The organism is Novilysobacter erysipheiresistens (assembly GCF_036663935.1).
Lineage (GTDB): Bacteria > Pseudomonadota > Gammaproteobacteria > Xanthomonadales > Xanthomonadaceae > Novilysobacter > Novilysobacter erysipheiresistens.
Map to the genome: position 1 here is coordinate 350569 of NZ_JAXGFP010000001.1, position 21330 is coordinate 371898.

Consider the following 21330-nt stretch of genomic DNA (forward strand, 5'->3'; position numbering starts at 1 on the left):
GATCGGTCCCGGCCAGCCAACTCCCCACCCCGGCTATACTTCGGCGCAATGAGCAGGCTGTTTAGAGACGTCGAAGGCGGGCCGCGATGCCCGCACGGCAGTGTGGTCTGCATCGGCGCCTTCGACGGCCTCCATCTGGGGCATCGGGCGCTGGTGCGCCACGCGGTCGAGCGCGCGCGCGTGCTCGATGTGCCGGCGGTGGCGCTGAGTTTCGAGCCACTGCCGCGCGAGTTCTTCGCTGGCAACAATCCGCCGCCGCGCCTGCTGTCGGTGCGCGCCAAGGCCGAGGGGCTGCTGGAGCTCGGCGCCGACCAGGTCGGCCTGCTGCGCTTCAACCGTCGACTCGCGGCGATGAGCGCCGGGGATTTCGTCTGCGAGGTGCTGGTCCGCCATCTGTCGGTGTGCGAGGTCTGGGTCGGCCCGGATTTTCGTTTCGGCAAGGGACGGGCCGGCGATCTGGCGTTGCTGCAGCAGATGGGGCGCGAACTGGCTGAAACAGGGCGGGGTTTCGAAGCCGGCCAGATCGAGCCGGTCGAACTGGACGGCGAACGCGTCTCCAGCACCCGCATTCGCAACGCCCTGCAGGCCGGCGACTTCGCCACCGCCCAGCGCCTGCTCGGCCGGTCGTATGCGATCGGCGGCCGGGTCGTGCGCGGTGCCCGGCTCGGTCGCACGCTCGGCTATCCGACGGCCAATCTGCGTTTCCACGGCAAGACCCCGGCGCTGTCGGGCATCTACGCGACTCGCGTGCATGGTGTCGACGATGCGGCCTTGCCGGCGGTGTCCAGCCTCGGCACCCGGCCGACCGTGGACGGCATCGAGCCGCTGCTGGAAACCCACCTGTTCGATTTCGACCGCGACCTGTACGGTCGCCGGATCGCGATCGAGTTCGACGCCAAGCTGCGCGACGAACAGAAATTCGACGACCTGCCGACCCTGGTCGCGCAGATGAACCGCGACGCCGAGCAGGCCCGCGCCATCCTGATGCAACACCAATCGCGAGCAACTGCGTGAGCGCCAAGAACAACGACGCCAATCCCTACAAGTCCACCCTGAACCTGCCGGCGACGGAGTTCCCGATGCGCGGCGACCTGCCCAAGCGCGAGCCGGTGACGCTCGCGCGCTGGGAGGCGCAGGACCTGTACGGGCAGATCCGCGACAAGGTCAAGGGCCGCGAGCGCAGCTTCGTGCTGCACGACGGCCCGCCGTACGCCAACGGCGTGATCCACATCGGCCACGCGGTCAACAAGGTGCTCAAGGACCTGGTGGTGAAGTCCAAGCTGCTGTCGGGCTTCGACGCGCCGTACGTGCCGGGCTGGGATTGCCACGGCCTGCCGATCGAGATCGCGATCGAGAAGAAGTACGGCAAGGTCGGCGTCAAGCTCGACGCCGCCGAATTCCGCCAGAAGTGCCGCGAATACGCCGCCGAGCAGATCGAGCTGCAGCGCGTCGATTTCAAGCGCCTCGGCGTGCTGGGCGACTGGGACAACCCGTACCGCTCGATGGATTCGCGCTTCGAGGCCGACATGCTGCGCTCGCTGGCGAAGATCATCGACCGCGGTCATTTGCTGCGCGGCGCCAAGCCGGTGCACTGGTGCTTCGATTGCGGCTCGGCGCTGGCCGAGGCGGAGATCGAGTACGCCGACAAGGTCTCGCCGGCGGTCGATGTCGGCTACCCGGCGAAGTCGGCCAAGGCGCTGGCGAGCGCATTCGGGGTGGCGGCGGAGGAGGGCGTCGAGATCGCGGTGCCGATCTGGACCACGACCCCGTGGACGCTGCCGGCCAGCCTCGCGATCAGCGTCGGGCCGGACCTGGACTACGCATTGGTTGAAGGTCCGGCGCGTGCCGACGGCGGCCGTCGCTGGCTGGTGCTGGCCGAGGCGCTGGCGGCGAGCTCGCTGAAACGCTACGGCATCGACGACGTCGTGATCCACGGCCACGCCAAGGGCGTCGAGCTGGAGAACCTGGTCGTCCGTCATCCGTTCTACGCCGAGCGCGAGATCCCGATCCTGCTCGGCGAGCACGTCTCCGACGAGGACGGTACCGGCAATGTCCACACCGCGCCCGGCCACGGCCAGGAAGACTTCGCGGTCGCGCGCAAGTACGGGCTGCTCGACGCGCTCGACGCGGCCGTGCTGAACCCGGTCGATGCCCGCGGCGTCTACCTGCCGGGCACGCCGCCGGCCGATGGCGTCGCGCTGGAGGGCCTGCACATCTGGAAGGCCAACGACGCGATCGTCGATGTGCTGCGCGGCAACGGCACGCTGCTGGCGTTCGCCAAACTCGAGCACAGCTACCCGCACTGCTGGCGCCACAAGACCCCGGTGGCGTTCCGCGCCACGCCGCAGTGGTTCATCTCGATGGAGCAGGCCAACCTGCGCAGCGATGCGGTCGAGGCGATCGGCAAGGTCGCCTGGTTCCCGGACTGGGGCGAGGCGCGCATCGCCGGCATGGTCGAAGGCCGGCCGGACTGGTGCATCAGCCGCCAGCGCACCTGGGGCGTGCCGATCGCGTTGTTCGTGCACAAGCTCACGCATGAGCCGCACCCGCGTTCGGTGGAATTGATGGGCGAGGTCGCCAGGCTGGTCGAGGTCGACGGCATTGATGCCTGGCACGCGCTTGACCCGGCGACCCTGCTCGGTGACGAGGCCGGCGACTACGACAAGGTCACCGACATCCTCGACGTCTGGTTCGACTCCGGCGTCACCCACGAGTGCGTGCTCGCCCAGCGTCCCGAAGATGGTTTGCGCAAGCCCGCCGACCTGTACCTGGAAGGCTCCGACCAGCACCGCGGCTGGTTCCAGTCGTCCCTGCTGACGGGCGTCGCGATGGATGGCGTCGCGCCGTACCGGCAGGTCCTGACCCACGGGTTCACCGTCGATGCCGACGGCCGCAAGATGTCCAAGTCGCTCGGCAACGTGGTCGCGCCGCAGAAGGTCGTCGACGCGATGGGCGCCGACGTGCTGCGGCTGTGGATTGCCTCGGCCGACTACCGCAACGAGATGACCGTCTCCGACGAGATCCTCAAGCGCAGCGCCGACAATTACCGCCGCATCCGCAACACCGCGCGTTTCCTGTTGAGCAACCTGCACGGTTTCGACCCGACCGTGCACCTGGTGCCGACCGCCGAGATGGTCGCGCTGGATGCCTGGATCGTGCATCGCGCCCACGGCCTGCAGCAGAAGATCATCGCCGCCTGCGAGCGCTACGACTTCGCCGAGATCGTGCAGTTGCTGGCCAATTTCTGCAGTGTCGACCTCGGTTCGCTGTACCTCGACGTCACCAAGGACCGCCTCTACACGATGGCGGAGGACTCGCGCGGCCGCCGCTCGGCGCAAAGCGCGATGTACCGGATCGCCGAGGCGTTCGTGCGCTGGATCGCGCCGATCCTGAGCTTCACCGCCGACGAGATGTGGGGCTACCTGCCGCCGGTCACCGAGCAGGGTCCGCGCGAGGCAAACGTGCTGTTCACCACCTGGTACGACGGACTCTCGCCGCTCACCGACGAGGCGCCGCTGTCGGCCGAGGACTTCAAGCGCCTGCTGGCGCTGCGCGAACAGGTCAGCAAGGTGCTCGAGCCGATGCGCGCCGCCGGCACCATCGGCGCCGCGCTGGAGGCCGAGATCGCCCTGCGCTGCGGCGTCGCCGACCAGAACTGGCTGGCGCCGCTGGCCGAGGAACTGCGCTTCCTGTTCATCAGCGGCGACGTCAGCGTGGTTGCCGACGACGGCGCCAAGGAGGTCGTGGTCGAGGCCAGCCGCAGCGACAAGGACAAGTGTGGCCGCTGCTGGCACTACCGCGCCGACGTCGGCAGCGTCCAGGCGCACCCGACCCTGTGCGGTCGTTGCGTCGACAACATCGACGGTGATGGCGAAGACCGGAGGTGGTTCTGATGGCGGGTCCCTTGTCCAATCCAAAGCGGCCCAACGCGTTGTCCTGGCTGGCCCTCTCGGCCCTCGTGATCGTGCTCGACCAGCTAACCAAATACTGGGTCCTCACCGCGCTGCCCGAGTACACCGCGATCCCGGTGATCGAAGGCATCTGGAACTGGTATCGCACCTACAACACCGGCGCCGCCTTCAGTTTCCTCAGCGACGCCGGCGGCTGGCAGAAGTACTTCTTCGTGATCCTCGCGGTCGGCATCTGCGGCCTGCTCGGCTATTGGTTGAGCCGGACCCCGCGCCACGACTGGAAGACCGCGTTGCCGTACGCGCTAGTCATCGGCGGTGCCATCGGCAACGTCATCGACCGGCTCATCCACGGCCATGTCGTCGATTTCATCCAGTGGCACTGGCAGGACTGGTACTGGCCGGCGTTCAACATCGCCGATGCCGCGATCGTCGGCGGCGCGGTCGGGATCGCGCTGTACGGCCTGTTCAGCGGCCAGGCCAAGCCCGGCCGCGCAGCGGAGTAAAATTCGCCGCATGGACGTCATCCTTGCCAACCCCCGCGGCTTCTGCGCCGGCGTCGACCGCGCGATCGAGATCGTCAACCGCGCGCTGGAGACCCTCGGGGCGCCGATCTACGTGCGCCACGAAGTCGTGCACAACAAGTTCGTGGTCGACGACCTCAAGCAGCGCGGCGCGATCTTCGTCGAGGAGCTGCATGAGGTGCCCGACGGCAACACCGTGATCTTCAGCGCCCATGGCGTCTCCCAGGCCGTACGCGCCGAGGCCGCGCGCCGCGACCTGAAAGTCTTCGACGCCACCTGTCCGCTGGTGACCAAGGTCCACCTCGAAGTCGCGCGCCAATGCCGCGCCGGCCGCGACATGATCCTGATCGGCCATGAAGGCCACCCCGAGGTCGAGGGCACGATGGGCCAGTGGCAGCGCGAGTCCGGTCGGGGCCATATCTACCTGGTCGAGGATCTCGAGGACGTCGCCGCGCTGAGCGTCGAGCAGCCCGAGCACGTGTCGTTCACCACCCAGACCACGCTGTCGGTAGACGACACCCGCGCGGTGATCGACGCCCTCAAGGCCAAGTTCCCGGCGATCCAGGGGCCGAAGAACGACGACATCTGCTACGCCACCCAGAATCGCCAGGATGCGGTGCGCGAGCTCAGCGCCAGTTGCGACCTGGTCCTCGTCGTCGGTTCGGTCAACAGCTCCAACTCCAACCGCCTGCGCGAACTGGCCGAGCGCCAGGGCGTGCCGGCCCACCTGATCGACGGCGCCGACGAGATCGACCCCGCGTGGATCGTCGATCGCAAGCGGATCGGCATCACCGCCGGCGCCTCCGCCCCGGAAGTGCTGGTGCAGGGCGTCATTGCGCGTTTGCAGGACCTCGGCGCCGGCGCCGTCACCAGTCTCGACGGCAAGCCCGAAAACATGGTGTTCGCCCTGCCCAAGGAGCTGCGGGTGCAACTGGTCGACTGATCGTCGATTGACCCTGCCGACCCGCCAACCCTACAATTCCGCTCCTTTCGCCGGAATAGCTCAGTTGGTAGAGCGGCGCATTCGTAATGCGTAGGTCGTAGGTTCGATTCCTATTTCCGGCACCAGTTCGACACTCAGCCCCGCCAACGCGGGGCTTTGTTTTTCTGTCGCCGATTCATCTGAGTTCCGACAAACGGTTGCATCCGCATCCGGGACTCCTGCGTACCCACCATGAACACCCGGCAACGGCAAGTGATTGCACGCCGCCTGTTCGCCAGAGGCGGCCGCCCCCGCGTCCGCACCTACGCAGGATTCAAAAGACCATGAAACGCACAGCTATCGCCATAGCCCTCGCGGGCTTGATGGTGGGCGGCGCCGCGATCGGTTCGAGTCATCGCGAAGCCCCGTTGATCACCAAGTCCCCCAAGGTGGACAACACCGACTTCTACATGTTCCGCAGCTACGAAGAAGGCCGCTCCGGTTACGTGACCCTGCTCGCCAATTTCCAGCCGTTCCAGGATCCCTTCGGCGGCCCCAACTACTTCCTGATGGACGAGGAGGCGCTGTACGCCATCCACATCGACAACGATGGCGACGCGAAGCCGGACAAGTCTTTCTACTTCAGGTTCTTCAACGAACCGCGAAACTTCACCATCCCCGCCGGCGGCAAGGACATCCCGATCCCGCTGAGCAACATCGGGCAGTTTGGCGCCGACAGCGAGGCGAACCTCAACGTCAACGAGCGCTATCTGCTGGTCAGCAAGGAACGTGGCGACCGCGCCCGCGTGGCCAGGAACATGAGCACCGGCGGAATCTTCTTCCACAAACCGTTCGACAACATCGGCAACAAATCCATTCCGGACTACGCCGAGTACGCCAATGACCACATCGCCACCGCCGGACTCCATGGCTGTGCGGGTGAGTCGCGGGTGTTCGTCGGCCAGCGCAAGGAAGGCTTCAGCGTCAACGTCGGCGAGGTGTTCGACCTGATCAACACCAACCCGGTGGGGCCGCGCGACGGCGAGGAGAACGCCCTCGCCGACAAGAACGTGACCACCATTGCGATGGAAGTGCCGATCGCCTGCCTGACCGACGGCAGCCCGATCATCGGCGCATGGACCACCGCTCACCTGCCGAACAGGCACGGGCATCTGGAGCAGGTCTCCCGGTTGTCCGCGCCGCTGGTCAACGAGGTCATTATCGGCCTGCCGGACAAGGACCGGTTCAATGGCTCTCAGCCCAAGTGGGACGGAAAGTTCGCCAAGTACGTCACCAACCCGTCGTTGCCCGAGCTGATCCAGGCGCTGTACCCGAGCGTCACCGCGCCGAACCTGTTCCCGCGCACCGACCTGGTGGCCGCGTTCCTGACCGGCATCGAAGGGCTCAACCAGCCGGCCAACGTCCAGCCGGCGGAGATGATGCGGCTCAACACCTCGATCGCGCCCGTGGCACCGGCGGAGCAGAGCAACCTGGGCGTCCTGGGCGGTGACACGGCCGGATTCCCGAACGGCCGGCGACCCGGCGACGATGTCGTCGACATTGAACTGCGCGTCGCAATGGGCGTCTTGTTGCCCGAAGACGTCGCCCCGTCGGGGCAATTGCCCTACACCGATGGCGCGATCGTTTCGGCGACCGACTTCCTCGACACGTTCCCGTACCTCAACACGCCGATTCCGGGTTCGCCCAGCGAAAACTACTGAACGGCGTTGTGCTTGACCAGCCCGGCGGCGCATCGATGTCGCCGGGCTGCCGCATGGAGGAGTAGCGATGCTGCGTGTTCTGCTTGCACTGGTGTTGGCCACACTATCTCTGGACGCCGCCGCGCAGCGGCCGCCGCTGGTGGTGCCCGACGATCCGGCGACCGTGCTGGAACGATTGCCCGAGGGCTATGCGGAATTGATGCCTCGCGCCGGCGATGCGCCCGCATCGCTCGAGCGGATAGAGGCGTTGTTGAGGACGGCCGCCCGCACCGGCGATGCGCGGCTGGTAGCGCGTGCGGAAGGCGAGCTTGCGCGGTTTCCACAAGGCGGCAACGCCCCGGCAGCGTTGCGTGCGCGAGCTTACGTGGCGCAGTACCGGCATGATTTCGAGAAGGCGCGCGAGTGGCTCGACCGGTTGGTCGCCATTGCCCCGCGCGACGGCGACGCACTGCTGGCGCGCGCGCAGATGTCGCTGGTGCAGGGGCGGCTCGACGAGGCCCGCGCGGACTGCTCGGCGCTCGCGTTCGGGGTCGACAGCGGGCGCGGGCTGCTGTGCGTGGCGGCGCTGTCGCAGCGGTGTGGCGAGGCCGCGGCCGCGGCGCGACTGCTCGATCGCTGGCTGGCACTGGCGGCGGCCGGGGATCCCGATGCGCTCCGCTTCGCGCTGGTGATGCGCGCGGAAGCAGCCTCGCATGCGGGGGACGCCGATGCCGATGAGTGGTTTCGTCGCGCGCTGGAATTGGCGCCCGACGACGTGCGCACGCTGGCGGCGTACTCCCGCCACCTGCGCGGCGACGGCCGTGCGGACGAAGCCTTCGCGTTGTTGCCGGAGAACCCTGTCAGCGAGCACCTGCAACTGGAGCGTGCGCTCGCTGCGCAAGCCGCCGGGCTGTCGCAGGCGCCGGCATTGATCGAAGCGTTGGCGCGGTTGTATCGACGGGCGCACGCGATCGGTGCCGAACCCGACCTGCGCGACGAGGCCGAATTCCTGCTGACCCTGCGCGACGATTCCGCCGCAGCGCTGCCGTTGGCGCAACGGAACTTCGATAGTCAGCGCGACCGGGAGGACGTCGACCTGTTGCGCCGTGCGGCGGCCGCGGCCGGGCGGCCGGAGGCATTGGCGCAACTGCGGGCCTGGGCCGTATCGCAGTCGCTGGAGCTGCCGGCAACCGGCGCAGGCGAGGACGAGGCATGACGGCGCGCGCGTGCTGGGTCGTGCTGCTGATGGCCGTGGCCCTGTCGGCCTCGGCGCACACGGTGTCGGTCGGCCACCTGGACATCGTGGTGCCGGCTGACAGCGATGCACCGCTGCAGGTCGAACTGGACCTGTCGCTGCGCGACCTCGCGCTCAGCGTGCCACTGGATCGCAACCGCGACGAGCAGGTGACCTGGGGCGAGTTGACCGCCGCACGAGACGACATCGAAGCGCTGGTGGTGGCCGGGCTCGAGCTTTCGGCCCCGAGCGGCGAATGCGGGTTGAACCCGGCGGGACTGGCGACGCGCCAGTACGACGACGGTGCCTACGCGACCGTGCAACTGGCCGCGGACTGCCCGTCGGCCGAACGTTTGCAGGTGCTCTACACCGTATTGATGAACCGCGACCCGCAGCATCGGGCGCTGGTCACGATCCGCCATGGCGGCGAGGTTTCCACCGCGATCGCGCGGGCGGGCCACACCCGGGTCGGGGCTGCGCTCGGACCACGCGCCTCAGCCGGCGGGTCGTGGCTCGACAGCCCATTTGTCACCTTCCTGCGCGAGGGCATCCACCACATCCTGATCGGCTACGACCACCTTGCGTTCCTGGTTTCGCTGCTGCTGCCGGCCGCCTTGCTGCGGATCCAGGGCCGCTGGCAACCGGCGCCGGGGTTCCGGAGCGGCTTCCTGCATATCCTCGGGATCGCCACGGCATTCACCGTCGCCCACTCGATCACCCTGAGCCTGGCTGCGCTGGGCTGGGTGACGCCGGCCTCGCGCTGGGTCGAGGCCGCGATTGCCGCCAGCGTGCTGCTCGCCGCGCTCAACAACGTGTGGCCGGTGGTGGTGCGGCGCTTGTGGCTGGTCGGATTCGTGTTCGGGCTGATCCACGGCTTCGGCTTCGCCGGCGCGCTCAGCGAACTCGGGCTGCCCGACGGCGCCCGGTTGTGGTCGCTGCTGGGCTTCAACCTCGGCGTGGAGATCGGCCAGGTCGCGGTGGTCTGCGCGCTGTTGCCACTGCTGTTCGTGTTGCGTCACCGACGCTGGTATGCGGCGGTCGTGATGCCGGCGGTGTCGCTGGGGATCGCCGTAATGGCGGCTTACTGGTTGTGGCAGCGTTTGGCCGGATGAGTCGTGGCGGTCGCGGACGGCAGCTACACTGGGCGGCCGTCAAAGTTCCCGGAAGCGCATGTACGCAAGCCTCGCCGCCTTGGTGCTGCTGATACTGGTAATCGTGGTCAGTCTGTGGGTCGGTCGACATAGCAGCCCCGTCGCGCGAGCAGTGCTGGTGGGGTCGGCGTTGGCGATCTCGGCGCTGCTGTTCCTGCCGACCTGGGTGCTGCGGCGCATTGCCGGGCGTGAGCGAGTGGAGTCGTTGCAGGCGGCGGCGCAGACGATGTCGCTGACCTTGCCCGACATCGTCCACTTCGTCGCGTTCGCGGCGCTGGCGGCGTTGCTCTGGACCCTGCGACCCGACCTGCGCGGCTGGCGCGGGGTCGCGGTGCTGATGGTGCTGGCGGTCGCGGCCGAGTTGACCCAAGTGTTGACCTCCCGGCGCGAGCCGCGGCTGGGTGACGTGGCCATCAACCTGGTCGGCGCCGCGGTCGGCGTGCTGCTGGCGCGGATGTTCGTGCGGCCGGCGCGTTCAGGCTAGAGTGCCCGCAACTTCACCGGGTAGCGCCTGCTCATGCTGTCGATCAACTCCGCCCGGGTGGGCGTCATCGGTCTTGGCTACGTCGGGCTGCCGCTTGCGCTAGCGTTTGGCCGGGAGTTCGACACCGTCGGCTTCGACATCGATGCGGGCCGGATCGATGCGCTGCGTCGGGGTGACGACCAGACCGGCGAAGCGTCGGCGGTCGAGCTGGCCGAAGCATCGAGACTGGTTCTGGGCGACGATCCGCAGGCGCTGGACGGCTGCAACGTCTTCATCGTCACCGTGCCGACCCCGGTCGACGAGGCGACCCGGCCCGATCTGCGGCCGCTGGAGCAGGCCAGCGCGATGATCGGCGCGCGGCTCAAGCGCGGCGACATCGTGATCTACGAATCGACCGTGTATCCCGGCACCACCGAGGAGGTCTGCGTGCCGATCCTGGAGCGCGAGTCCGGGCTGGCGTTCAACCGCGACTTCTTCTGCGGCTACAGCCCGGAACGGATCAATCCCGGCGACCGCGAGCGGCGGCTGGCGACGATCACCAAGGTCACCTCGGGCTCGACCCCGGAGGCGGCGGCGCTCGTCGACGCGCTGTACAACCGCATCATCACCGCCGGCACCCACCTGGCGCCGAGCATCAAGGTGGCCGAGGCCGCCAAGGTCATCGAGAACACCCAGCGCGACGTCAACATCGCGTTGATCAACGAACTGGCGATGATCTTCAACGCGATGGGCATCGACACCCACGACGTGCTGGCGGCGGCGGGGACCAAGTGGAACTTCCTGCCGTTCACCCCGGGGCTGGTCGGCGGCCACTGCATCGGTGTCGATCCGTACTACCTGACCCACAAGGCGACGGTGCTCGGCTACCACCCCGAGCTGATTTTGGCGGCGCGGCGGATCAACAGCCGGATGGGGTTGCACGTCGCCCACCAGGTGCTGCGATTGATGGCCGGCAAGCGGATCAACGTGGTCGACTCGCGGGTGCTGGTGCTGGGGCTGACGTTCAAGGAGGACTGCCCGGACCTGCGCAACACCCGGGTGATCGACATCGTCCGCGAGCTGCAGGCGGCGCATGCGCAGGTCGATGTGCATGACCCGTGGGCCGATGCGGATGAGGCACGGGCGGCGTTCGGGCTGTCGCTGGTGGAGGCGCCGGGGCAGGGCAGGTACGACGCGATCGTGCTGGCGGTGCCGCACGCGCGGTTCCGGGGGATGGGTGCGGACGCGATCCTCGCGTTCGGCAAGCCTGATTGCGTGGTGTATGACGTCAAGGCGGCGCTACCCGACGCGATAGTCGACGGGCGTTTGTAGGAGCGGCTTTAGCCGCGATCAGAAACCGTTCGCCCGCGCCGATTCCAGATCGCGGCTAAAGCCGCTCCTACAGGGATCTTCGCAACTCGTCATTTGTTGCGAGTTGACTTGGCGAAGCAAGTGGCGTAGAACTCGTCATTAATTACGAATTATCGCGATATTCCTCGCTTATTCGACATTAGCGACGACATGAAAATCACTCCCGGCCTCACCGATACCGCAATACTGCAATCCCTCGGCGCACGCTTGGCGGCACGCCGGATCGCCATGGGCCTGACCCAGGCCGACGCCGCCGAGCAGTCCGGCGTGTCCAAACGCACGCTGGAGCGGCTTGAAGCCGGCGAGCCGGTGCAGTCGCCCAACCTCGTGCGCGTATTGCGGGTGCTGCAGCTGCTCGATGCGCTGGAGGCGTTACTACCGTCGACCGGTCCCGGGCCGATGGACGTATTGCGCCGAGAGGGCAAGACCCGGCAACGGGCCCCGCGCACCAGTGTCGGCGAAGCGACCGCGCGGCCGTGGCGCTGGGGCGATGAGCCGTGACCACGCTGGCCGAGGTGCGGCTGTGGGGGCGGACGATCGGCGCGGTGACCCTTGCCGATGGCCGCGACGTCGCCGAGTTCCAGTACGCGCGCGAGTTCGTCGGCAGTGGCATCGAGGTGGCGCCGCTGGTGATGCCGCTGGCGGCGACGGTGTACTCGTTCCCGGCGCTGCCACGGGCTACCTTCCACGGCTTGCCGGGCCTGCTTGCCGACTCGCTGCCGGACAAGTTCGGCAACACGTTGATCGATGCGTGGCTGGCCGGGCAGGGGCGCACGCCGGACTCGTTCAACGCGGTCGAACGGCTGTGTTACATCGGCGCGCGCGGCATGGGTGCGCTGGAGTTCGCCCCGGCGAGCGGCCCGGACGGGCGCGCCGACAACCGGATCGAGGTCGATGCGCTGGTCGCGCTGGCGTCGGAGGTGCTCAGCCATCGCGGCGACCTGCAGGCCTCGTTCGCCGATGAGGGGCGCGCGCACGCGCTTCGCCAGATCCTGCGGGTCGGCACCTCGGCCGCGGGTGCGCGGGCCAAGGCATTGATCGCCTGGAATCCGCAAACCCAGGAGGTGCGCTCGGGCCAGGCCGGGGTCGGCGAGGGCTTCGAGCACTGGCTGCTGAAGCTCGACGGGGTGTCCGGCAACCGCGACAAGGAGCTGGAAGACCCGCGCGGTTACGGCGTCATCGAGTACGCCTACCACCTGATGGCGCGCGCGGCCGGGGTCGAGATGAGCGATTGCCGGCTGCTGGAGGAGAACGGCCGGCGCCACTTCATGACCCGCCGATTCGACCGCGACGGGCGCGGCGGCAAGTTGCACATGCAGTCGCTGTGCGGCCTCGCCCATTACGACTTCAACGCCGCCGGCGCCTACAGCTACGAACAGGCGTTGATGGTGATCCGCCAGCTGGGCCTGCCGATGGCGGCGGTGGAGCAGCAGTTCCGGCGGATGGCGTTCAACATCGTCGGCCGCAACCAGGACGACCACGTCAAGAACATCGCGTTCCTGATGGACCGCGCCGGGCGCTGGTCGCTGTCGCCGGCGTTCGACATGACCTGGAGCTTCAACCCGGCCGGGCTGTGGACCGCGCGCCACCAGATGACGATGAATGGCAAGCGCGACGGTTTCGACCGCGAGGATTTCCGCGCCTGCGGGCGGGTGGCGTCGCTCAAGCGCGGTCGTGCCGAGGCGATACTGGACGAGGTGGTGGCGGCGATGAAGCGGTGGTCTGAGTTTGCCGACGAAGCCGGCCTGTCGCCACAGTGGCGCGACCAGATTGCCGGGACCCAGCGCATCGACCTGGCCTGATATGCGGGCTTTTGTAGGAGCGGCTTCAGCCGCGATGTGGAGTCGGCGCGGGCGAACGGTTCCACATCGCGGCTGAAGCCGCTCCTACAGAAGGCCCGACGCCTCCCGAATCTCCCGCCATGCGACCGCCTGCCGCTACAGTTGCGGCTGGTCCGCTCCGATGCCACCCATGTCCTCGTTCTCCAGCAAACCAGCCAAGCCCGCCGCCAAAGCCAAGGTCGCCTACGTCTGCTCCGAGTGCGGTGCCGACCACAACAAGTGGCAGGGCCAGTGCGACGAGTGCGCGGCGTGGAATTCGCTGAGCGAGTTCGTGATCGAGTCGGCGGCGGCGATGAAGGCCGGCGGTGCCGGCGCATCGCGGCGCAGCGGATGGGCCGGCAAGGTCGACGCGCCCAAGGTCACGGCGCTCAAGGACGTCGTCCACACCGAGCATGCGCGGGTTTCGACCGGTATCGGCGAGCTCGATCGGGTGCTGGGCGGCGGCCTGGTGCAGGGCGCGGTGGTGTTGGTCGGCGGCGACCCTGGTATCGGCAAGTCGACCCTGCTGCTGCAGGCGGTGGCGAAGATGGCCGCGTCCCTGCCGGCGCTGTACGTCACCGGCGAGGAATCGCTGGCGCAGGTCGCCGGCCGCGGCGCGCGCCTGGGCTTGCCGCTGGACGGCGTCAACGCGCTGGCCGAGACCGGGGTCGAAAAGATCCTCGAGCAGGCGGTTGCGACCAGCCCCGGCCTGATCGTCGCCGACTCAGTGCAGACGCTGTGGACCGAAAGCCTGACCGCCGCGCCGGGCTCGGTCAGCCAGGTCCGCGAGTCAGCGGCGAGGCTGGTGCGCTACGCCAAGGAGACCGGCACCGCGGTGTTCCTGGTCGGCCACGTGACCAAGGAGGGCGGCATCGCCGGCCCGCGCGTGCTCGAGCACATGGTCGACGCGGTGCTGTATTTCGAGGGCGAGAGCGGCAGCCGGTTCCGGGTGTTGCGCGCGTTCAAGAACCGCTTCGGCGCGGTCAACGAGCTGGGCGTGTTCGCGATGGGCGACAAGGGCCTGCGCGAGGTCCCGAACCCGTCGGCGATCTTCCTGTCCGGCAGTGCCAGCCCGCAACCCGGCAGCTGCGTGATGGTGACGCGCGAAGGCACCCGCCCGTTGCTGGTCGAGGTGCAGGCGCTGGTCGACTCCTCGCCGTTGTCGAACCCGCGGCGGGTCGCGGTCGGCATGGAGCAGAACCGGCTGGCGATGCTGTTGGCAGTGCTGCACCGGCACGGCGGGATCGGCGTCGGCGACCAGGACGTGTTCGTCAACATCGTCGGCGGCATCCGCGTGCAGGAGACCGCGGCTGACCTGCCGGTGCTGCTGGCGGTGCTGTCGTCGCTGCGCGACCGGCCGATGGCGGAGCAGACCATCGCGTTCGGCGAGGTCGGCCTGTCCGGCGAGATCCGCCCGGTGCCCAACGGCGAGGACCGCTTGAAGGAGGCCGCGACCCACGGTTTCAAGCGCGCGATCGTGCCCAAGGGCAACGCGCCCAAGAGCGGCCGTGTCGGCGAGATGAAGGTGATCGCAGTCGAGCGCCTGGCCGAGGCATTGGAAGCCGCCGGGGACTGAAGCATGGGAGCCGGGTGCCGATAACGGGGCAAGGCGGCAGCGTGTCAGATCGCCGAGGAGGCAGGCTGGATCGGCCCGTCGTGGTGGTAGTGTGCAGGGGCATTGCTCGCTGCAGGCAGGTGCAACGATGCCCGATCGGCTTTGTCAGGAACGTGTATTCATGGAGGACACCCGCTCGCTTCCGGAAGACGGCGCCGTCGGCGATTACCAGAACCGCTTCGAGCAACGGCTGGCGTTCGAGCGACTGGTCGCGGAACTGTCTACCGAGCTCATCCACGCCGCTCCCGAGCGCCTCGACCGGCTGATCGAACAGGCCCTTGGCCGGATTGGCCGGTCGTTCGATGTCGATCGCGCCTACCTGTTCCGCTATAACGCCGAACGCACCCTGCAAAGCAACACCCACGAATGGGTCGAAGAGGGCATCAGCCGCGAGTCCGAGCACCTGCAGGCGGTGCCGATCGACCATTTTCCGTGGTTGTTGCAGCAACTCTCGGCCGGCCGCGCGGTACACGTCCCGGTGGTCGCGGCGCTGCCCGATGAAGCGGCCACCGAGCGCGCCGAGTTCGCCCGCGAAGGCATCCAGTCGCTGGTCCTGGTGCCGTTTGGCGACGCCGGGCATCCCGACGGTTTCATCGGTTTCGACTCGGTCCGATGCGAACGCCATTGGCCGTCGGAGATCCTGCTGGGATTGCGGTTGGTCGGGCAGATGTTTTCCAACGCGTTCCGCGCCCGGGAAATGGCCGAGCAATTGATCGAACTGGCGTTCCGCGATCCGCTCACCGGCCTGGGCAATCGCCGGTTCCTCGGCGAGCAGCTGCACCACGCGCTGGAACGTGGCGGGCGCGAAGGCACCCGGCTGGCGGTGATCGTCATCGACCTGGACGATTTCAAGCTGGTCAACGACAGCTACGGCCACTCCGCGGGCGACGAGATCCTGGTGCGGGCGGCATCACGCATCGTCGGCGCCCTGCGATCGAGCGACATCATCGCGCGGTTGGGCGGCGACGAGTTCGTTGCAGTGGTGGAAACGCAGGGACTGGCGTCGTTGTCGCAACTGATCGGGCGCTTGTTCGACGCGATGCTGGAGCCCGCCGAGGTGTGCGGGACGAGTTTTGCCTTGCGCATGAGCGTCGGCGTGACCTTGTATCCGGACGACGGCGCCGATGCGGAAACATTGCTGCGCCAGGCCGACACCGCGATGTATGCGGCCAAGGCCGAAGGCAAGAACCGGTTTGCGTTCTTCGACTCGCGGATGACCCGCGACAGCCGGGCGACGCTGCAGATGCGCCACGACCTGCGCCTGGCGCTGGAGCGCGACGAGATCCGCCCGCTGTACCAGCCACGGGTCGCGCTGCCCTCGGGACGGGTGATCGGCTTCGAGGCGCTGGCCCGCTGGCATCATCCGCGCCGTGGCTTGCTGTCGCCGGGTGACTTCCTCGAGCTGGCGGAACGCAGCGGGATGATCGGCGCCATCGACCTGAACATCCTGTCGCACGCGCTTGCCGATCTGGCGCAGTGGCGGACGCAGGGTCCCGACTGCCGGTTGTCGGTCAACCTGGACGCCGTCGACCTGCGCGACGAGGCGTTGATTGCACGCCTGCTGGCGATGCTGGATGCCGTTGGCGAGGACGCGCAACGGGTCGAGATCGAGATCACCGAGAGCTCGCTGATGCGTGACATCGAGCAGGCATCGCGAACCCTCGCGCGGCTGCGCGAGACGGTTCCAGGCCTGCGGATCGCGATCGACGATTTCGGCAGCGGTTATTCGTCGCTTGCGAGCCTGGGGCGGCTGCCGGTGACGGCCTTGAAGATCGACCGCGGCTTCGTCGCCGACCTGGCCGGTGAGAATCGACGCAGTGCCCGGGCCATCATCCGCGCGATCCTCGAACTTGGCCGCAGCCTGGATCTGCAGGTGATCGCCGAAGGCGTGGAAACCGCGGCGCAGGCCGAGGAACTGGCCCAGTTGGGCTGCGTCGAGGCCCAAGGGTATCTGTTCGCGCCGCCGGTGTCCGCGGCCGAGGCCTTGCGGCTGCTGGCCCGGGAAGGAGCGGCCGGGTAGTCAGTCGGCCCGGCCGAGTACCAGTTCCAGAACGAACTTGCTGCCGAAGAACGCCAGCACCAACAGTGCCATGGCAGCCAGGGTCCAGCGCACCGCCGTCGCACCCCGCCAGCCGTAGCGCCAGCGGCCCAGCAGCAGGGCGCCGAACGCCAGCCACGACAGCACGCTGAGCACGGTCTTGTGGGCCAGGTGCTGGGCAAACATGTCCGCGACGAACAGCGCGCCGGTCAACAGGGTCGCGGTGAGCAATATGAAACCCACGCCGATGGTCCGGAACAGCAGGGTTTCCAGTTCGACCAGAGGCGGCAGTGCGCGTCGCCAGCTGTGGAACTCGCGGCGGCGCAGGGCGCGCTCCTGCAGCCACAGCATCAGCGCCAGCAATGCGGCAATCGCCAGCGTCGCGTAGGCGAGCAGAGCGGTCCAGGCGTGCAGTTGCAGGCGCCAGCCCAGCGGTTCCGGCGGCACGTGGCCGTAGGACTGGTAGCCGACCAGGGCCAGCGCCGCCAGCGGAAACACCACCACGCCCAGCGCGCGCATGCGTCCCGACGCGCCGACCGCCGTCGTCATTGCAGCCATCCCGAGTCCGACCAGCGACAGCGCCGCGAAGAAATGCATGTCGGTGCCGCCGCTGCCACGCCATGCCAGAAGGTGGGCGGCGGCGTGCAACGCCACCGCCAGCCCCGCCGGCAGCAACCATGTGTGCCCGCGGGCTCTGTCGTGCCGCAGGTCGACGACCAACAGCCCGGCAGCAAGCAGATACAGCGCAGTCGCGATGAGAACGATTGTCATCGCCTGAGTGTCGCACGCTTCCCTGTAGGAGCGGCTTCAGCCGCGATCGGAAGTCGGCGCGGGCGAACGATTCCAGATCGCGGCTGAAGCCGCTCCTACAAAGGCCCTAGGCCCGGACGCCGCGGAACCCTCGCGGGCTATACTTCGCAACCGATTTTCCCAGCTCCGCAGGTCTCCGCCCCATGTTCGAATCCCTGACCCAGCGCCTGTCCGGCACCATCGAGCGCCTGCGCGGCCGCGGCCGCCTGTCCGAGGAGAACATCCGGGAAGCGCTGCGCGAAGTCCGCATCGCCCTGCTTGAGGCCGACGTTGCCTTGCCGGTGGTGCAGGCGATGATCGAGCGGATCAAGGTCCGCGCGGTCGGCCAGGAAGTCCTCAAGTCGCTGACCCCGGGCCAGGCCTTGATCAAGATCGTGCGCGACGAGATGACCGCGGTCATGGGCGCGCAGGCCAGCGACCTCAACCTCAACGTGCCGGCGCCGGCGGTGATCCTGATGGCGGGCCTGCAGGGCGCGGGCAAGACCACCACCGTGGCCAAGCTTGCCAAGCACCTGAAGGACAAGCGCAAGAAGAAGGTCATGGTGGTGTCGGCCGACGTCTACCGGCCGGCCGCGATCGAGCAGCTGAAAACGCTGGCCGAGCAGGTCGACGTGCTGTTTTTCCCGTCGCAGGCCGACCAGAAGCCGGAGGCCATCGTCCGCGCCGCGATCGACGACGCGCGCAAGTCGTTCGCCGACGTGCTGATCGTCGATACCGCCGGCCGCCTCGCGATCGACGAGGCGATGATGGCGGAGATCAAGACGCTGCACGCCGCCGTCAATCCGGCCGAGACCCTGTTCGTGGTCGACTCGATGACCGGCCAGGACGCGGCGGTCACCGCCAAGGCGTTCGGCGAGGCGTTGCCGCTGACAGGCGTGGTCCTGACCAAGACCGACGGCGACGCCCGCGGCGGCGCGGCGCTGTCGGTGCGCTACGTGACCGGCAAGCCGATCAAGTTCATCGGCGTCAGCGAGAAGCCCGATGGCCTCGACGTGTTCCACCCCGACCGCGTCGCCAGCCGCATCCTCGACATGGGCGACGTGCTGTCGTTGGTCGAACAGGTCGAGCAGCAGGTCGACCAGGACAAGGCCGCCAAGCTCGCGGCGAAGGTCGCCAAGGGCAAGAAGTTCGACCTCAACGACATGAAGGACCAGCTCGAGCAGATGCAGAGCATGGGCGGCATCAGCGGCCTGATGGACAAGCTGCCCGGCATGGGGCAGATCCCCGACTCGGTGAAGGCCCAGGTGACCGGCAAGGAGGTCCCGCGGCTGGTCGCCATCATCAACTCGATGACCCTGAAGGAGCGCCGCAACCCGGCCTTGCTGAACGGTTCGCGCCGCAAGCGCATCGCCGCTGGCTCCGGCATGACCCCGGCCGATGTCAACAAGCTGATGAAGCAGTACCAGCAGATGGAGAAGATGATGGGGAAGCTGGGCCGCGGCGGCATGAAGGGCATGATGCGCGGGATGAAGGGAATGATGGGCGGCCGCGGCGGCATGCCGTTCTAGGGATCTCCTACAAAATCCCAGAAAATTCCCCTATACTTACCGGCTTACCCCGTCATTCCGACGGCTGGGCAACACAGGAAAGCAAACCCATGGTCAAGATTCGACTGACCCGCGGCGGCGCCAAGAAGCGTCCCTTCTACCACATCATCGTTACCGACAGCCGCAGCGCCCGCGACGGCCGCAACATCGAGCGCGTCGGTTTCTACAACCCGGTGGCCGCCGGCGCCGAGAAGCGCGTCGAGCTTGACACCGCGCGCGTCCAGCACTGGCTGGGCCACGGCGCGCAGCTGACCGACAAGGTCGCCGTGCTGTACAAGGAAGCGCTGAAGTCGGCCGACGCGCCGGCGACTGCCGCCTGACCTGCAGGCCGCGCCCCGTGCGCGGCCGAATGACGACATGAACGATCCAGGGCGCCGCATCCTTCTCGGCAAGGTTGCCGGCGCCCTTGGCTTGCGTGGCGAGGTCAAGCTCGAGTCCTGGACCGAGCCGCGCGACGCGATCTTCCGTTACCAGCCATGGACCTTGCGCGATGCCCAGGGGCGCGAGCGCGAGATCAGCGGCGTGCGTGGCCGCGAAACCGGCAAGCACGTGGTCGCGACGTTTCCCGATGTTGCCGACCGCACCGCCGCCGAAGCCCTGCAAGGGCTGGAGATCCACGTCCCGCGCGACGCCTTGCCGCCAGCCAAGCCCGGCGAGTTCTATTGGGCCGACCTCGAAGGCCTGCGCGTGGTGACCGTCGACGGCGTCGCGCTGGGCACCGTCTCGCACCTGTTCGCCACCGGTGCCAACGACGTGCTGGTCGCCCGCGACGACGAGCGCGAGCGCATGATCCCGTTCGTCCAGCCGCAGTACGTGACCGCGATCGACCTCGATGCCGGGGTGGTCACGGTCGACTGGGACCCCGATTTCTAGCGGGCCGGTCGCGACCATGCGCATCGACGTCATCAGCCTGTTCCCCGAGTTCATTGCCCAGTGCGCCGCGTTTGGCGTGACCGGGCGGGCGGGTGAGCGTGGCCTGTTGGAACTGCACCGCTGGAACCCGCGCGATTTTGCCGAGGGCAGCTACCGCCGGGTCGACGACCGTCCTTTCGGTGGCGGCCCGGGCATGGTGATGCTGGTCGATCCGCTGCGCGCCAGCCTGCAGGCCGCCCGCGCGGCTGACCCGGCGCCGAGCCGGACCATCTACCTGAGCCCGCAGGGTGCGCCGCTGACCCAGGCCAAGGTGCGTGAACTGGCCGGCCATGAGCGCCTGGTGCTGCTGTGCGGCCGCTACGAGGGCGTCGACGAACGCCTGATCGCCGCCGAGGTCGACGAGGAGATTTCCATCGGCGACTACGTGCTGTCCGGTGGCGAGCTGGCCGCGGCGGTGCTGGTCGATGCCATCACCCGATTGCAGGACGGCGCGCTCAACCACGCCGAATCGGCCGCCCAGGACAGTTTCGAGGGCGGCCTGCTGGACTGCCCGCACTACACCCGCCCGGTCGAGCACGAGCTGGGGACGGTTCCGCCGGTACTCATGTCGGGCAACCACGCCGAGATCGCCCGCTGGCGCCGCCAGCAGTCGCTGGCCCGTACCGCGCAGCGGCGCCCGGAGCTGCTGGACGAGCAGGCACTGTCCAAGGCGGACCGCAAGCTGCTGGCCGAGTGGCGGGCAGGGCAGGGTGGCGAGGCGGAATAATCCGCCAACTACTGGCCACACAAGGGAAAATGCCGCTATAATTCGCGGCTTAGTTCCGCCCAGCTCCACCGATGCCAGACGCGGGTCCACGTGCACTCGCGCTACAACGAATCCAACAGGCAGGCCAAAAGGCCACCAACCAGGTCCAAGATCATGAACAAGCCCTCGCTCTCCACGCTGCTGCAGAACTTCGAATCCGAACAGGTCACGCGCCAGCTGCCCGACTTCAGCCCGGGCGACACCGTCGTCGTCAACGTCAAGGTCAAGGAAGGCAACCGCGAGCGCGTCCAGGCCTATGAAGGCGTGGTCATCGCGATGAAGAACGCGGGCCTGAACTCGGCCTTCACCGTGCGCAAGATCTCGCACGGCTTCGGCGTCGAGCGCGTGTTCCAGAGCCACAGCGCGATCATCGACTCGGTCGAGGTGAAGCGCCGCGGCAAGGTCCGCGCCGGCAAGCTCTATTACCTGCGTGGCCTGGAAGGCAAGAAGGCGCGCATCAAGGAAGACCTGGCCGCCTACGCCAAGGCCAAGGCCGACGCGGCCGCCGCGAAGTAATTCGCCGCACCGTTGCGCCACGACGGCCGCCCC

19 protein-coding genes and 1 tRNA gene are annotated in these 21330 nt (G+C 68.0%); 19 read left to right on the top strand and 1 reads right to left on the bottom strand.

The genetic code is table 11. The annotated features are described in order from the left end of the window. Positions 1 to 48: 48 nt before the first annotated feature. The 14 genes from SNE34_RS01805 to SNE34_RS01870 all read left to right on the top strand — a co-directional run bounded on the left by SNE34_RS01805 (position 49) and on the right by SNE34_RS01870 (position 16728). Positions 49 to 1014 (top strand): bifunctional riboflavin kinase/FAD synthetase, encoded by a 966-nt coding sequence (locus tag SNE34_RS01805; protein ID WP_332614151.1) that lies wholly within the window; start codon positions 49 to 51, stop codon positions 1012 to 1014. Between the two features lie 65 nt (positions 1015 to 1079). Further along, entirely contained in the window at positions 1080 to 3893 is a 2814-nt protein-coding gene (gene ileS / locus SNE34_RS01810) for an isoleucine--tRNA ligase (protein WP_332614599.1), read from the top strand. A gap of 11 nt (positions 3894 to 3904) precedes the next feature. Further along, a complete protein-coding gene (gene lspA / locus SNE34_RS01815; RefSeq protein ID WP_332614153.1) occupies positions 3905 to 4414 on the top strand; it encodes a signal peptidase II in 510 nt (169 codons plus the stop codon). Between the two features lie 10 nt (positions 4415 to 4424). Further along, complete coding sequence (gene ispH / locus SNE34_RS01820; RefSeq protein ID WP_332614155.1) at positions 4425 to 5375, top strand: 4-hydroxy-3-methylbut-2-enyl diphosphate reductase; 951 nt, start codon at positions 4425 to 4427, stop codon at positions 5373 to 5375. A 49-nt stretch (positions 5376 to 5424) separates the two neighbouring features. Next, a tRNA-Thr gene (locus SNE34_RS01825) sits at positions 5425 to 5500 on the top strand. A 198-nt stretch (positions 5501 to 5698) separates the two neighbouring features. Further along, entirely contained in the window at positions 5699 to 7075 is a 1377-nt protein-coding gene (locus SNE34_RS01830) for a DUF4331 domain-containing protein (protein WP_332614157.1), read from the top strand. 67 nt (positions 7076 to 7142) lie between these two features. Further along, positions 7143 to 8270, top strand: a complete 1128-nt coding sequence (locus tag SNE34_RS01835) for a tetratricopeptide repeat protein (RefSeq protein WP_332614159.1) — start codon at positions 7143 to 7145, stop codon at positions 8268 to 8270. Further along, positions 8267 to 9400: a HupE/UreJ family protein gene (locus tag SNE34_RS01840; protein ID WP_332614161.1), complete on the top strand. Its 1134-nt coding sequence runs from the start codon at positions 8267 to 8269 to the stop codon at positions 9398 to 9400. The genes SNE34_RS01835 and SNE34_RS01840 overlap by 4 nt, the downstream gene beginning before the upstream one ends. 58 nt (positions 9401 to 9458) lie before the next feature. After that, positions 9459 to 9923, top strand: coding sequence for a VanZ family protein (locus tag SNE34_RS01845; RefSeq protein ID WP_332614163.1), 465 nt, complete (start codon positions 9459 to 9461; stop codon positions 9921 to 9923). A gap of 33 nt (positions 9924 to 9956) precedes the next feature. Continuing rightward, positions 9957 to 11234, top strand: a complete 1278-nt coding sequence (locus tag SNE34_RS01850) for a nucleotide sugar dehydrogenase (protein ID WP_332614165.1) — start codon at positions 9957 to 9959, stop codon at positions 11232 to 11234. A gap of 189 nt (positions 11235 to 11423) precedes the next feature. Next, entirely contained in the window at positions 11424 to 11774 is a 351-nt protein-coding gene (locus tag SNE34_RS01855; RefSeq protein WP_332614167.1) for a helix-turn-helix domain-containing protein, read from the top strand. Further along, the gene (locus tag SNE34_RS01860) at positions 11771 to 13075 is read left to right on the top strand and encodes a type II toxin-antitoxin system HipA family toxin (RefSeq protein WP_332614169.1); all 1305 of its coding nucleotides are present in this window, start codon (positions 11771 to 11773) and stop codon (positions 13073 to 13075) included. The genes SNE34_RS01855 and SNE34_RS01860 overlap by 4 nt, the downstream gene beginning before the upstream one ends. Positions 13076 to 13244: 169 nt before the next feature. After that, entirely contained in the window at positions 13245 to 14669 is a 1425-nt protein-coding gene (radA, locus tag SNE34_RS01865; protein WP_332614171.1) for a DNA repair protein RadA, read from the top strand. 160 nt (positions 14670 to 14829) lie between these two features. Further along, positions 14830 to 16728 (top strand): putative bifunctional diguanylate cyclase/phosphodiesterase, encoded by a 1899-nt coding sequence (locus tag SNE34_RS01870; protein WP_332614173.1) that lies wholly within the window; start codon positions 14830 to 14832, stop codon positions 16726 to 16728. On the opposite strand, the gene SNE34_RS01875 is transcribed toward SNE34_RS01870, so the two are convergent. Continuing rightward, positions 16729 to 17517: a cytochrome C assembly family protein gene (locus tag SNE34_RS01875; protein ID WP_332614176.1), complete on the bottom strand. Its 789-nt coding sequence runs from the start codon at positions 17515 to 17517 to the stop codon at positions 16729 to 16731. A gap of 182 nt (positions 17518 to 17699) precedes the next feature. On the opposite strand from SNE34_RS01875, the gene ffh reads away from it, so the two are divergent. The 5 genes from ffh (at position 17700) to rplS (ending at position 21297) form a co-directional block, all read left to right on the top strand. Further along, positions 17700 to 19064: a signal recognition particle protein gene (ffh, locus tag SNE34_RS01880; protein ID WP_332614178.1), complete on the top strand. Its 1365-nt coding sequence runs from the start codon at positions 17700 to 17702 to the stop codon at positions 19062 to 19064. 89 nt (positions 19065 to 19153) lie between these two features. Next, the gene (gene rpsP, locus SNE34_RS01885) at positions 19154 to 19423 is read left to right on the top strand and encodes a 30S ribosomal protein S16 (protein ID WP_332614180.1); all 270 of its coding nucleotides are present in this window, start codon (positions 19154 to 19156) and stop codon (positions 19421 to 19423) included. Between the two features lie 37 nt (positions 19424 to 19460). Then, the gene (gene rimM / locus SNE34_RS01890; protein WP_332614182.1) at positions 19461 to 19976 is read left to right on the top strand and encodes a ribosome maturation factor RimM; all 516 of its coding nucleotides are present in this window, start codon (positions 19461 to 19463) and stop codon (positions 19974 to 19976) included. A 16-nt stretch (positions 19977 to 19992) separates the two neighbouring features. After that, the gene (gene trmD / locus SNE34_RS01895; protein WP_332614184.1) at positions 19993 to 20742 is read left to right on the top strand and encodes a tRNA (guanosine(37)-N1)-methyltransferase TrmD; all 750 of its coding nucleotides are present in this window, start codon (positions 19993 to 19995) and stop codon (positions 20740 to 20742) included. Positions 20743 to 20895: 153 nt separating this feature from the next. After that, positions 20896 to 21297, top strand: a complete 402-nt coding sequence (gene rplS, locus SNE34_RS01900) for a 50S ribosomal protein L19 (protein WP_332614186.1) — start codon at positions 20896 to 20898, stop codon at positions 21295 to 21297. Positions 21298 to 21330 lie beyond the last annotated feature (33 nt).